Raw genomic sequence first — 13,208 nt, forward strand, 5'->3', positions numbered from 1 at the left:
GAGTTCCGCCCCGGAACAGAAATGAAGGTAACGAGCACGACCTGGCGACAGGTCCCTCACCAGCTGGCCACGGCCGGTCCTCACATGAGGGCTCTTTCCGTGCAGGGGGAGGCGTGATGAGGGTCCCGTACTGGCGAGACGACCACGCCACCCTGCACCTCGGCGACGCACGCGACGTGCTCTCCGAGATGCCCGACCGCTCCGTGGACTGCCTGGTGACCAGCCCGCCCTACTACGGGCTTCGGGACTACGGCCCCGGCCAGTACGGCCAGGAGCCCACGCCCGACGACTACGTGGAAAACCTCCGCGCCACCTTCGTGGAGGCCCGGCGGGTGCTGGCCAACGACGGCACCTGCTGGCTCAACCTCGGCGACATGTACGCCGCCAACTCCGACGGCTACGCCCGCGGCGACAGCTACAACCAGCGGCAGCCGGTCGTGCGCCCTCGTTCCCGTCGCGTCGTGCCGCCCAAGAACCTGCTCGGCATGCCCTGGCGGGTCGCCTTCGCCCTCCAGCGCGACGGTTGGATCCTGCGCAACGCGATCGTCTGGTCCAAGCCCAACGCCATGCCGCAGTCGGCCCTGGACCGGCTCTCCACCCGCTACGAGCTGATCTTCCTGCTCGTCAAGCAGCGCTTCTACTGGTTCGACCTCGACGCCATCCGCGAGCAGTACACCGGCGACCGATCACTGTCCCGCCGGACACGACGCGGCGGGACGAAGCCCAACGCCATCCAGACGACCTGGCCACCAACCGGCACCCCGGAGTCAGCCGGTACATCGCAAGGCACCGCCAGCCGCCCCAACGAACGCGCCACCGATGCGGCCAACCCGAGCGGCCGCAACCCCGGCGACGTCTGGACCATCTCCACCAGGCCCTACCGGGGCGCCCACTTCGCCCCGTTCCCCATCGACATCCCGCTCCGCGCCATTGCCGCCGGCTGCCGCCCCGGCGGCACCGTCCTGGACCCCTTTTCCGGAGCGGCAACAACGGCCCTTGCCGCCCGGCAACTCGACCGGCAGTTCATCGGCATCGAACTCAACCCGGACTACTGCAAACTCGCGGTAGCGCGGATCCGCGAGGCATCGGCAGCGGCAGGAGGCATCGAATGAAGGACATCACCCTCCGGGACCTGCAGGACCTCCCGCCGACGCTCGACCTCATGACCGCCGCCCGGATCCTCGGCATCGGCCGCACCAAGGCCTACGAGCTGGCCAAGAAGGATGAGTTCCCCGTCCGAACCATCCGCATCGGCGACCTCTACCGCGTGTCTACGCCAGACCTACTGAGACTTCTTGACGGTGATATGCAGTGAAGATGCCGCGGCCGCATTCCGCTCTGTGTGGATGCGCCCACTGGGCTCTCCGCTCGTTCACGGTCGCGTTCATCGAAGTGCCCGCCGCCATCAACGCCACGTCTGCCGACCTTCCGGCGCCCAGACCTCGTCAGTGCACCGCACCGCGAGGCGGCACCGGGCAGGGGTGGCGGCGATCACATCCCGCAGCCCGGCGTGGCAGTCGGAGGTCACCAGCAGGACGCCAGCCAGCCCCGTCCTCGGAGGAGACGACGTCCAATCCGAGGATCTCCCACTGTCGTCGGCGTTGACGCCGGTGGCGATCAGGCAGAGCACGTTGATCGTCCGGCCGCCCTCGCACACCTTCTGCTTGAGCGTCTCGATCCGCACGAAGGTGTACGGACCGCCGTCCAGCGGCCGGGACCAGAAGGAGACCACCAGCTCATCGAGCTCGGCGGCCATCTTCGACACCTACGACTTGAACAGCTTGGTGATGCCCATCGACTCGGCCAGCTTCTCCGCCCGCCACGTCGAGACGCCCAACAGATAGGAGGTGGCCACTACCGAGGTCAGCGCCCGCTCGGCCCGGCGGCGCTTGTGCAGCAGGAAGTCCGGGAAGTACGACCCCTACCGCAGGCGGGGAATGGCCAGCTCGACGGTGCCGGCCCGGGTGTCCCACTCCCGGCTCCGGTAACCGTTGCGGCGGTTGACCCGCTCCCTGCTGACCTCGCCGTACCCGGCCCCGCACAGCGGCTCCACCTCGGCATCCATCATCCGCTGCGCGAGCTCGCGAATCATGGTGCGCAGCAGGTCCGGGCTCGCGGCGGCGAGAGTCTCGTCGAATTAGTCCCGGCAGTGGGCACAATTTAATTGACGGCCACTTCGTCCCCTTCGTGTTTATAGCGAATCGAAGGATTACGAAGTGGCCGTCTCTTGTCACATGGATCTCCCCCGTCCTACCACTACGGAAGATCACTCCTACACCACTCCCGTGGACGCTAACCACGACACGACACCGCGAGTACGACCTAAGGTCTCAGCTACACCGCTGGCGGTAGGCGGCCGGTACGGGAAGGGCCGGGTGCAGCCACGTGCTCTGGTCAACCCGGCTTTGTTCGAGGCCGCGTGAAGCACATGGGCGGCCGCACTTGAAACCGGCACCGCGCTGCACTGTGCTCGTTCACCCCTTGGGCGGCTGACAGCGGCTGGTCGGCGAGCACTATCGGGTAGCACCGAGGCGCAGATCCGCCGACTCCATGGCAGGAGCGGTGACTGGCATCTGGCCAATGTGCCTCCAGTTGCTCACTGGGGTATCGCAAGCGGCCGTGGCACCAACATCCAGGCGGTTTCCTCAAACCCCTTCTCCGGAAAACCTATGGTGACCTGCCGGAAGTCGGCCGGATCCAGCTGGGTGCCGCCTTCGGCGACAACGGCCTCGTAGACCGACTGCGACAGGGTGATGCCGAGCATGGCCACATCCTCGGCGGACAGCGCCGCGCGCACCGACGGGACGTTGAGCATGCGGTACGCCGCGAGGACGGAGCTGCCCGTGTACCCGCTCCTGCCGCGCCGGACGCTTCCTCGGCCTATGGCGACTCGCAGCCGTAGCCTCTCGCGGGCGCTAAGGCCAGCGTTGAGTTGGCGCAGTTCCTGACGCAACGCGCGGATCAGGTTAGGGACGACCTGGACCTCATCGATGGCTGGCGGCAGGACCGCGAACTGGCCGTCGCCCTGCTCCTGCAGCTCGACGCGAGACTCATCGATGCCGGCCCGGCGGCGGGCCGCAGCCAGAAGATCCACCAGCCGCTGCTGGGCGCGCAACGCGTCCATGTCAGCGCGAAACCTGCTGTAGTCCTCGATGTCCGCCGCAACGAACAGCCGTACCGTGGCGGGCTCGGCGGCCGGCTGGGTGGAGGATTGGGCCGGGGTGAGCAACGGCTCGCTATACACCTCGGCGGTTGTCACCGACTCTCGGTGGACTCGGCGTTCCTCCCGCCCGAGGGGATGCCGGTCCTCCGTCTCGGGCGGGCTCGATCGGTCCTGCGGGCTGTCGGCGGGCACGTTCCCGCCGGCCGCTACAGTGCCTTGGGGCTGAAAGCCTTCGGGCTCGACGTCCCAGCGGGCCAGCGCGCCCAGCAGACGCCGCCCGAATGAGCCGCCGCTGTCAACCGGCTCTGTCCACCCGGCCGGGGCGGCGATGTCGTCGTCACGGCGAGCCAGAGCGGCTAGCAGCCGACTCACGAAGGAGGGCTCAGCTCGCATCAAACTGGGCTCCCTCCTGGGCGCGGTTGCCGGGGGGCACCTGAGCTCGGTTGCCAGGGTGCGGAATGAGACTCTGAGGATCGGTGCCATTGCTCTGGGGAGCCGGCACGAGTCTGGTGAGCTTCTCCACCACCAGCGGTGCGGCCACGCCGAGCCCGAGCGCGGCGAATGCCCCGCTCACCTGCCCGCTGGCCGCCGCCGCTGCCGCGATCAGCGCGCCCACCCCCGACCTGATCGCCACCGAGGTCCAGTACGCCGATGCACCCTGCGGCATCGGCCGTTTCCAGGACCATCGGCGCGCTCGCTTGATCCGCGCGTACAGCTCCAGGGCCTCCACGCACAGCCCTCCCGCCCAGCCCCACAAGGCCGCCCACACCATGAGCATGATCTGACGGTAGACCCGATTTGCTCCCGTCGCAGCCCTGGATTTGTGCAACGGCATCTAGCACCTCACGCTCACCCGAAGCAGGACCGGCGACCTCTCCACCGCAGTCACCCGGCAGCACGTCACGGTGTTCCTGCCGCCCCTCGAGACCCGGGTCGAGTTCCCGGGAAGTCCCGCCGCGGCCAAGCCGTCAACCTCCAGCGCGCGGGCAACGGCCGAGCACCGCTGAGAGATCGCCTCCAACGGCACCGACTACGATGCCGTGCAGCTCGCCGAGGACGTGGTCGCCGAGTGGGGGGATTAGCTGAAGGGCAAGGGACTCCTCTAGGCACTCGCTCCGCCTCGACGCCGACTTTGCTGAATGCCTCGTCCATGTGACCTGGGTGTTCATGTGCCACACATGTAGTTCACGTTCGCGATGGCGGCGGGCATGATCGGCCTGAAGGCGCTGAAGTCGTAGTCTTTAGCCTGGCCGCAGTGGAGTGGGGCAGGTCGCTCAGCGCAAGTTCGCCTGCTCGTCAATGCTCCAGACCGCTTGCCGGGCCCCCCTTTCAATGTTCTCGAAGCAATCCTCGATGGCCGCGAACTCGGTGAAGAGCGCGTGCCTGTCGGCTATGTTCTCCAACGCAGTGGCTCTCGCGATCCATGACGTGACGTCGTCCATGGAGTAGGGGACGGACCGGCTGCGCATTACCTCGGGCTTGAAGAACGCTTCCACGTCTCCGTCGTCGAGCTGCAAGCGCCGGATCGCATCACCTGAGATCACGTCGTCACTGGTGAAGTTCTCCTCCATGAAAGCGAGGGAATCTTGGAGATCGGTAAGGCAGCCCAGGAGGTGTTCACTCAGTGCCGATCGCACCGACTCGAGATCGAGGCCAACTCCCATCCGAAGTCGCTTTGCGGCCTGACGAGGCAACTCGAACACGTCCAAGGAACTGAGGAGCCCCTGCTGGAGCTGCTTAAGCTCTGGATCCAAGGAGTCACTCACTTCGAGTTCAGCGATGCGCTGGTCGGCGAACCGGGCGTTGGAGCGAGCGGCCATGGAGCCGCTCGTTGAGGATGCGGTTCTCGGCGGTGAGATGGAGGACCCGTTGCTTGAGGATGGTGTTCTCCGCGAGGATCCAGCCGCGGGTGTCGTCGGGAAAGTCGTCTTCGAGGTCGCGGAGAGACCCTCTTCGGCGTTGAGCGCCCTGTCCTTCCCAGCGACCTCGACCTTGGCAGTCTGCTGAATTTGATCACCTGTCGTGGCTTTGGAAGTGAGCGCCATCGCTCCGAGCTCGCCCGCGGCACGGCCGCGCACGTTCCAGGCAACCGTCCGCCGCTCTGATGACACCTGCGTCATCTGCAGTGCTAACAGATGGCGGACGTACCTCTTATTCATCACCAGCTCAGCAGCCGCGGAGGACGAGTTCACTCGGTCGCCGAAAGGCTTCTTCTGCCAGACCACATGCTGTCGACCTGGACCGATCTCTGTCACCTGGTCGGGGCAGGTCCTACTAACGAATGACTAACAAACGATCAAAAGGCTAGGTCCCGGATCTTGGGGACTGGCCTCTGAGCTGGTGATTCGTGGTGGGGCTACCAGGACTTGAACCTGGGACCTCTTCCTTATCAGGGAAGCGCTCTAACCGTCTGAGCTATAGCCCCGCGATGCGCAACGAACGTTACCGCATCCGGTTTCCGGTGGCGAATCCGCTTCCGGACGAGGAAAAGCTTACCGTGTCCGGCCCGGTGGTCGTGCCGCGAAGCGCGGTGTCCACCTCGTACGGCCGGCCGCTCGGGGCGGCCCGCCGTACGAGTGGATCACTCGGCTTCGCTGAAGGTGACCTCGACGCCCCCGACGAGGTCCGCGGAGATGTTGTAGATCACGGCGCCGAGGGTGGACAGCGCGGTGATGAGGACGACGTTCAGCGCGCCGAGCAGGGCCGCGTACCCGAGGATGCGGACCGGCTCGAACCAGCCACGAATGTCTATGGTGCCGACACCCTTGCCCGCAACGCCGCCGCTCGTGGTGAGCTGCATGACGGTGTCGGTGATCGAGGAGAACACGCCGAGCGCCGAGAGCACGCCGTACAGGATCGCGACGGCCACGAACAGCACGACGAAGCAGACCAGCGAGACGACGAAGCTGAACTTCATCGCCGACCACGGCTCGACCCGGCGCAGGACCAGGTGGGCCTTGCGCGGCGGGCGGAGGCCGGCTCCGGGCTTCTTGTCCTTGCCCTTGGCGGCCTCGGGGCGGTCCCCGCCGTCGGGGCCGAAGGTGAGCCCGCGCACGGACCCGCCATCCATCTTGGCCCCGCCGCCCATCTTGGCGCCGTTGTCCACAGGCGCCCGGGCACCGTCAACAACGGGAGCGGCCGCGGCCACCCCGGCGGGCCGGGGATACTGCGCGGTGGCGCCGCCGTCGGGTCCGCCGCTGCCCGGCCTGCCGTTCTCGGGCCTGCCGTTCTCGGCCGCGCCGGCCGCGGTCGCCTGCCGCTTCCACGGCTGGTCGGCGCCCGTGGTCCGGATGCGCATGGTGTCTTCGGCCTTCGCCTTGTCGGCGGCGGTCACGTCATCTCCTTCGGAACCCACCCTGGGGACGCTACCGCCATCCTGTGCCCGCGCGGTAACGCCGTTGGAGGACGACGCCGCCGGACGGGCGCCCGCCGGTTTCTGCCTGGCGCTGCCGGGGGTCGGTGCCCCACCGCTCTCGCTCATGCCTCGTCTCCTGCCCCGTTCTCCTCGGTCACCGACGACTCGGCGCTCTCTTCGGTCACCAGCGCCTCGGCGTTGCGAGCGAGGGCGACGACGCTGTCACCCTCGGCCAGATTCATCAGGCGGACGCCCATGGTCTGGCGGCCCGACTGCTTGATCTGGCCTGCGCTGGTACGGATCACCCCACCGGCAGAGGTGATCGCGAAGACCTCGTCCTCGGGACGCACCATGACGGCACCGACCAGCTTGCCACGAGCACTGACGATCTTCGCCGTCAGGACGCCCTTGCCGCCCCGGCCCTGCACCGGGTACTGGTCGGCGGGTGTCCGCTTCGCATACCCACCCTCGGTCGCGATCAACACGTCGTCGCCGTCGCCCATGACGTTCATCGCGAGAAGTTCGTCGCCGTCGATGAACCGCATGCCGATCACGCCGCTGGTCGCGCGGCCCATCGGGCGCAGCGCGTCGTCCGAGGCGGTGAACCTGATCGACTGCGCGTTCTTGGACACGAGCAGCAGATCGTCACCCTCGGACACGAGACGGGCGGCGATCACCTCGTCATCCTCGCGCAGGTTGATCGCGATCAGGCCACCGGAACGCGGCGAATCGTATTCGGAAAGGCGCGTCTTCTTCACCAGGCCGCTGCGGGTCGCCAGCACCAGGTACGGCGCGACGTTGTAGTCCCGCAGGTCGAGGATCTCCATCACGTGCTCGTCGGGCTGCATGGCGAGCAGGTTGGCCAGGTGCTGGCCGCGCGCGTCCCGCCCCGAGTCCGGCAGTTCGTACGCCTTGAACCGGTAGACCCGGCCCTTGTTCGTGAACGCCAGCAGCCAGTGGTGGGTCGTGGTCACGAAGAAGTGCTCCACGATGTCGTCCTGGCGGAGCTGGGCGCCCCTGACCCCCTTGCCGCCGCGCTTCTGCGCCCGGTAGAGGTCGGTGCTCGTCCGCTTGGCGTACCCACCGCGCGTGATCGTGACGACCACGTCCTCCTCGGCGATCAGGTCCTCGATGGACATGTCGCCCTCGTACGCGATGATCTCGGTCTTCCGCTCGTCGCCGTACTTGGCGACGATCTCGCCGAGCTCGTCCGACACGATCCGGCGCTGCCGGACCTCGGAGGCCAGGATGTCCTGGTAGTCGGCGATCTGCGCCATCAGGCCGTCGTACTCGTCCTGGATCTGCTGCCGCTCGAGCGCCGCCAGCTTGCGCAGCTGCATGTCCAGGATGGCCTGCGCCTGCACCTGGTCGATGTCCAGCAGGGTCATCAGGCCGCCCTGCGCCTCGGCCGCCGACGGCGACCGCCGGATCAGGGCGATGACGTCGTCCAGCCGGTCGAGGGCCTTGAGCAGGCCGCGCAGGATGTGCGCCCGCTCCTCTGCCTTGCGCAGCAGGAACCGGGTCCGCCGGACGACGACCTCGACCTGGTGCGTGATGTAGTGCCGGACGAACTGGTCGAGCCGCAGCGTCCGCGGCACCCCGTCGACCAGCGCGATCATGTTCGCGCCGAACGTGGTCTGGAGCTGGGTGTGCTTGTAGAGGTTGTTCAGCACAACCTTGGCGACCGCGTCGCGCTTGAGCACGATCACCAGCCGCTGTCCGGTGCGCGAGGAGGTCTCGTCGCGGACGTCCGCGATGCCGGTGACCTTGCCGTCGCGGACCAGCTCGGCGATCGTGAGCGCCAGGTTGTCCGGGTTCACCTGGTACGGCAGGGCCGTGACCACCAGGCACTGCCGTCCCTTGGGGTCCTCCTCGACCTCGACGACGGCCCGCATGATGATCGAGCCGCGGCCCGTGCGGTAGGCGTCCTCGATGCCACGGCGGCCGACGATCAGCGCGCCGGTGGGGAAGTCGGGGCCCTTGACCCGCGCGAGCACCCCGTCGAGCAGTTCCTCGTCGGACGCCTCGGGGTTGTCGAGCGCCCACATGACGGCGCTGCCGACCTCCCGGAGGTTGTGCGGCGGGATGTTGGTCGCCATGCCGACCGCGATGCCGGCCGACCCGTTGACCAGCAGGTTCGGGAACCGCGACGGAAGGACGACCGGCTCCTGCGACCGCCCGTCGTAGTTGGGCTGGAAGTCGACGGTCTCCTTGTCGATGTCCCGGAGCATCTCCATGGCGATCGGCGCGAGGCGGCACTCGGTGTACCGCATCGCGGCGGCCGGGTCGTTGCCCGGCGAGCCGAAGTTGCCCTGCCCGTCGACGAGCGGGTAGCGCAGCGACCACGGCTGCGCGAGCCGTACGACGGTGTCGTAGATCGACGTGTCGCCGTGGGGGTGGTAGGAGCCCATGACGTCGCCGACGACCCGGGAGCACTTGAAGTAGCCGCGGTCGGGCCGGTAGCCGCCGTCGAACATCGCGTACAGCACGCGGCGGTGCACGGGCTTGAGGCCGTCGCGGACGTCCGGCAGCGCGCGGGACACGATGACGGACATCGCGTAGTCCATGTAGCTGCGCTGCATCTCGGCCTGGATGTCGACCGGCTCGATGCGATCGGCGGGGGGCCCAGGCGGCGTGTTCACTTCCGTCACGAAAAGTCCTTCTGGTTATCCGCGCCGCTCAGACGTCGAGGAAGCGGACGTCACGGGCATTGGTGATGATGAAGTTCCTGCGGGCCTCGACGTCCTCGCCCATGAGCACGCTGAACATGTCGTCAGCCTGGGCGGCGTCGTCGAGGGTGACCTGGCGGAGTACGCGGGTGTCGGGGTTCATCGTGGTCTCCCACAGCTGGGAGGCGTTCATCTCGCCCAGACCCTTGAACCGCTGCACGCCGTCGTGGAGCCGGGGGTCGCGCCGGCCGCGGCCGACGCCGTCCTCGATGATCGAGTCCCGCTCCCGGTCGGAGTACGCGTACGACGCGTCCTCGCCCTTGCGGTCCCACTTGATCTTGTACAGCGGAGGCTGGGACAGGTAGACGTGGCCCGCCTCGATCAGCGGCCGCATGAAGCGGAACAGCAGCGTCAGCAGCAGCGTGGTGATGTGCTGGCCGTCCACGTCGGCGTCCGCCATGAGGATCAGCTTGTGGTAGCGCAGCTTCGAGATGTCGAACTCGTCGTGCACGCCGGTGCCGAGGGCGGTGATCAGCGCCTGGACCTCGTTGTTCTTGAGAACCTTGTCGATCCGGGCCTTCTCGACGTTCAGGATCTTGCCGCGCAGCGGGAGGATCGCCTGGAACTTGGGGTCGCGCCCGCCCTTGGCCGAGCCGCCGGCCGAGTCGCCCTCGACGATGAACAGCTCGCACTTCTCCGGCTCCGACCACTGGCAGTCGGCCAGCTTGCCGGGGAGCCCGCTGCCGCTCTCCAGCAGCGACTTGCGGCGGGTGAGGTCGCGCGCCTGGCGGGCCGCGATACGGGCCCGGGAGGCCTGCAGCGACTTGTTGATGATCTCCTTGGCCTCGCCCGGGTTGCGCTCGAACCAGTCGCGCAGGTGGTCGTTGCAGGCCTTCTGGACGAACGACTTCGCCTCGGTGTTGCCCAGCTTGGTCTTGGTCTGGCCCTCGAACTGCGGGTCGGCCAGCTTCACCGAGATGATCGCGGCGAGCCCCTCGCGGACGTCGTCGCCGCTGAGGTTGTCGTCCTTGCCCTCCTTGAGGAACTTCTGCTCGCGCGCGTACCGGTTGACGATGGTCGTCAGCGCGGCGCGGAAGCCCTCCTCGTGGGTGCCGCCCTCGGCGGTGTTGATCGTGTTGGCGAAGGTGTAGACCGACTCGCTGTAGGAGGCGTTCCACTGCATCGCGATCTCGACCGAGATGCCGTCACCGTGCTCCTCGAAGTCGATGACCGAGTTGTGGATCGGGTCCTTCTTCGAGTTCAGATGGGTGACGAAGTCGGACAGGCCGCCCTCGTAGTGGTACGTGACGACCTTGGACTCGCCCTCGATGATGTGGTCGGGCCGCTCGTCGGTGAGCCTGATCGTGAGGCCCTTGTTGAGGAAGGCCATCTCCTGGAAGCGGCGCGCCAGCGTCTCGAAGTTCCAGGCGACGGTCTCGAAGATCTCCGCGTCCGGCCAGAAGCTGATCGTCGTGCCGTGGTCCTCGGTGGGCTCGCCCTTCTGCAGCGGCCCGGTCGGCTTGGCCGTCAGGTACTTCTGGCGCCACACGTGGCCGTCGGTGCGGACCTCGACCTCCAGGCGGGTCGACAGGGCGTTGACGACCGACGCGCCGACGCCGTGCAGGCCGCCCGAGACGGCGTACGACTTGCTGTCGAACTTGCCGCCGGCGTGCAGCACGGTGAAGACGACCTCGACGGCGGGCCTGCCCTCGGCGGCGACGATGCCCACGGGGATGCCGCGCCCGTGGTCCATCACGCGCACGCCGCCGTCGGCGAGCAGGGTGACCTCGATCAGGTCGTTGTAGCCGGCCAGCGCCTCGTCGACGGCGTTGTCGACGATCTCCTGGACCAGGTGGTGCAACCCGCGCTCACCGGTCGAACCGATGTACATGCCGGGCCGCTTGCGGACCGCTTCCAGCCCTTCGAGAACGGTGATAGAGCTAGCGTCGTAGGACAAGTGCGAAATCCTCCTGCCGCGGACACGCGGCTGGCTACACCGTGGATCGGCTGCCCCTGCCGTGCCCGTCACCGTCGTGAGTGCCCCGATGCGCCCGCCCAGGGAAAACCGGCCCGCTGGACCGGGGGTGACGCAAACCGGACGTGTCCTTGAGTCCTCCTACATTCTACCGGTCCGACCGACAACCGGTGGCATTCACGGGGGCTGTGATGCCCTGTCGCTTGATGATCATGTTTCCGACCGTCCCCTACTGGGGACGGGGGTCATGGCCTCAGGCGCGATTTTGGGCCGGTTCGGGCTTCCGGAGACCTCCCTCTGCCCAGCAGACGGGCCCGCTCACCCGTAGGTGTCGCCCGGACCCCGGCTGCCGCGCACCCGCAGGCCGCCCTCCGGCCGCGGCCCCGCGCCCGGGCCGCGCACCTTCACCCTGGTCACCGTGCCGTCTCCGAGCTCCTCGTTCAGCCGCTTGACCAGCGTGGAGGCGAGCAGGCGCACCTGGGTCGCCCAGGCGGTCGAGTCGGCGGCGACCAGCACCTCGCCGTCCTCGAAGCTCTCCGGCCGGGTGTGGGCGGCGAGATCGGGCCCGACGATCTCCGGCCAGCGGCCGAACACCCCGCCGACCGCGACCGGCTGCTCCCAGCCCCGGGCGGCGAGCAGGTCGCGGATCGCCCGGCCGAACGGCAGCGGGTCGCCGGCGTCACGCCGCGCAGCGCCCGAGCCGGATCGGCGGCGGGGCTCGCTGCGCGGCAGCTGCCCCCGCTTCAGCGCGTCGGACTTGGCCTGGGCCAGCTTCTCCCGCGCCAGCGCGGCGCCCCGCGCGGCCGAGCCCTTCGGGGATTGTCCACCGCCTGTGGATATCTCATCGGACACGGGTCACGCTCCCTTCGGTCACGTCGAACCTGGCGCCGGTCAGCTCGGGCGGCACGTCGTCCGGCACCGCGGCCGTGATGAGCACCTGCTCGGCCGGGGCGACGATCTCGGTGAGCCGCCTGCGCCGCTGCCCGTCCAGCTCGGCGAAGACGTCGTCGAGGATCAGCACGGGGTCGCCGCCGTCGGTTCTCAGCAGGTCGTAGGCCGCGAGGCGCAGCGCGAGCGCGAACGACCACGACTCGCCGTGGCTGGCGTAACCGCGGGCGGGCAGCTCGCCCAGCCGCAGCAGCAGGTCGTCGCGGTGTGGGCCGACGAGGGTCACGCCGCGTTCGAGCTCGGCCTGACGGGCCTCGGCGAGACCCGCCCGGATACATTCGGCGAGAAGTTCCCGGTTTGTCCCCAGGGTGGGGATATCTGTGGATAACCCCGACGCCCGGTACTCCAGGTCGGCGAGCCCGGATGACGGCGCGAGGGTGGCGTACGCCTTGGCGGCGAGTGGGCGCAGCAGATCCACCAGGTGCAGCCGGGCCGCCAGCAGTTCGGCGCCGAAGCGCACCAGGTGGGTGTCCCAGATCTCCAAGGTGCTCAGCACGTCCCCGGCGCCGGCGGCGGCGAACGCCGCGTCGTCGTCCTGCCTGCGGGGGGCGCGCCGCCGCCCCGCCCGGCTCGCCGCGGCCGTACGCAGGAGGGTGTTGCGCTGCTTGAGCACGCGCTCGTAGTCGGCGCGTACGGCCGCGAACCTGGGGGCGCGGGCGACGAGCAGCTCGTCCATGAACCGGCGGCGCTCGGACGGGTCGCCCTTGACGAGCGCGAGGTCCTCGGGGGCGAACAGGACGGTGCGCAGCAGGCCGAGCGCGTCGCGCGGCCGCGGGACCGGTGAGCGGTTCACCCGGGCGCGGTTGGCCCGGCCCGGGTTGATCTCCACCTCGACGAGGGCGCGGCGGTCGTCCCTGACGATCACGGCCCGCACGACCGCCCGCTGGGCGCCGTGCCGTACGAGCGGCGCGTCGGTCGCCACCCGGTGGCTCGAATGGGTCGCGACATAGCCGAGCGCCTCGACGAGGTTGGTCTTGCCCTGCCCGTTCGGCCCCACGAAGGCCGTCGCGCCCGGTTCGAGCGTCAGCTCGACCTCCGGGTAGGACCGGAAGTCGGTGAGGGACAGGCTCGCCACGTGCACGCCCGCAAGGCTAGCCG

At 68.6% G+C, this 13,208-nt stretch carries 10 protein-coding genes, 1 tRNA gene and 1 pseudogene; 2 read left to right on the plus strand and 10 right to left on the minus strand.

What is annotated here, in order from left to right; all coding sequences use genetic code 11:
* Positions 1–116: 116 nt before the first annotated feature.
* Positions 117–1,112: a DNA-methyltransferase gene (locus tag Mam01_RS17755; protein WP_204286436.1), complete on the plus strand. Its 996-nt coding sequence runs from the start codon at positions 117–119 to the stop codon at positions 1,110–1,112.
* Entirely contained in the window at positions 1,109–1,315 is a 207-nt protein-coding gene (locus Mam01_RS17760; protein WP_204286437.1) for a helix-turn-helix domain-containing protein, read from the plus strand. The genes Mam01_RS17755 and Mam01_RS17760 overlap by 4 nt, the downstream gene beginning before the upstream one ends.
* A 140-nt stretch (positions 1,316–1,455) precedes the next feature.
* Here Mam01_RS17760 and Mam01_RS36745 read toward each other — a convergent pair.
* The 10 genes and pseudogenes from Mam01_RS36745 to recF all read right to left on the minus strand — a co-directional run.
* Positions 1,456–2,134: pseudogene (locus Mam01_RS36745) on the minus strand (transposase); the annotation flags it as partial.
* 462 nt (positions 2,135–2,596) lie between these two features.
* Positions 2,597–3,556 (minus strand): hypothetical protein, encoded by a 960-nt coding sequence (locus Mam01_RS17780; protein WP_204286440.1) that lies wholly within the window; start codon positions 3,554–3,556, stop codon positions 2,597–2,599.
* Positions 3,546–3,941, minus strand: coding sequence for a hypothetical protein (locus Mam01_RS17785; RefSeq protein ID WP_204286441.1), 396 nt, complete (start codon positions 3,939–3,941; stop codon positions 3,546–3,548). Before Mam01_RS17785 ends, Mam01_RS17780 begins: the two co-directional genes overlap by 11 nt.
* A 496-nt stretch (positions 3,942–4,437) precedes the next feature.
* Positions 4,438–5,388 (minus strand): hypothetical protein, encoded by a 951-nt coding sequence (locus tag Mam01_RS17790; RefSeq protein ID WP_204286442.1) that lies wholly within the window; start codon positions 5,386–5,388, stop codon positions 4,438–4,440.
* Between the two features lie 123 nt (positions 5,389–5,511).
* Positions 5,512–5,588 (minus strand) — tRNA-Ile (locus tag Mam01_RS17795).
* A 156-nt stretch (positions 5,589–5,744) separates the two neighbouring features.
* On the minus strand, positions 5,745–6,497 hold the full coding sequence (locus Mam01_RS36750) for a DUF3566 domain-containing protein (protein ID WP_239101403.1): 753 nt from the start codon (positions 6,495–6,497) through the stop codon (positions 5,745–5,747).
* Positions 6,498–6,640: 143 nt separating this feature from the next.
* A complete protein-coding gene (gene gyrA / locus Mam01_RS17805) occupies positions 6,641–9,169 on the minus strand; it encodes a DNA gyrase subunit A (protein ID WP_204286443.1) in 2,529 nt (842 codons plus the stop codon).
* Between the two features lie 28 nt (positions 9,170–9,197).
* The gene (gyrB, locus tag Mam01_RS17810; RefSeq protein WP_150933539.1) at positions 9,198–11,144 is read right to left on the minus strand and encodes a DNA topoisomerase (ATP-hydrolyzing) subunit B; all 1,947 of its coding nucleotides are present in this window, start codon (positions 11,142–11,144) and stop codon (positions 9,198–9,200) included.
* 336 nt (positions 11,145–11,480) lie between these two features.
* A complete protein-coding gene (locus tag Mam01_RS17815; RefSeq protein WP_307820060.1) occupies positions 11,481–12,014 on the minus strand; it encodes a DciA family protein in 534 nt (177 codons plus the stop codon).
* Positions 12,004–13,191 (minus strand): DNA replication/repair protein RecF, encoded by a 1,188-nt coding sequence (recF, locus tag Mam01_RS17820; protein ID WP_204286444.1) that lies wholly within the window; start codon positions 13,189–13,191, stop codon positions 12,004–12,006. The genes Mam01_RS17815 and recF overlap by 11 nt, the downstream gene beginning before the upstream one ends.
* Positions 13,192–13,208: the final 17 nt, after the last annotated feature.

The organism is Microbispora amethystogenes, from assembly GCF_016863015.1.
GTDB lineage: Bacteria > Actinomycetota > Actinomycetes > Streptosporangiales > Streptosporangiaceae > Microbispora > Microbispora amethystogenes.